This is a genomic window from Halorubrum sp. SP3 (assembly GCF_005435195.1).
In the GTDB taxonomy this organism is placed as follows: Archaea; Halobacteriota; Halobacteria; order Halobacteriales; family Haloferacaceae; genus Halorubrum; species Halorubrum sodomense.
The window spans coordinates 1-332 of sequence record NZ_SGTU01000504.1 but is presented as its reverse complement, the minus strand read 5'-3'; the positions used below and the strand labels follow the sequence as shown (position 1 = coordinate 332).

Sequence of the window (332 nt, the reverse complement as noted above, 5' to 3'; positions counted from 1 at the left end):
CCGTTCAGGAGGGCGCGATGATCCAGGACGACTTCGAGGAGATCGGGACCGCGGCACAGAGCGACCGCGGCACGGGAGCGTACGTGCCCGTCACCGTCCGGAACACCGCCGAGAACGGTCAGTCGCCGGCGCACGGCTTCCAGGACGCCGTCGCGCAGCGCGGCTTCCAGGACGCGTACCAGACCCAGGCGGACCGGTGCGGGTACAACGCCGAGACCGGCGACATCGAGGTGGTGAACGGGGACCGGAACCCGTGTCTCCTGCTCGTCGTCGACGGGGAGGTCGTCAACTCCTTCGGCATGGACCCCGGCCTCGCCGACAGCATGGCGGCC

1 pseudogene is annotated in these 332 nt (G+C 70.5%); it reads left to right on the top strand.

The window, feature by feature from the left end:
* Positions 1-332 (top strand): annotated as a pseudogene (locus EXE42_RS17410) (preprotein translocase subunit SecD); the annotation flags it as partial.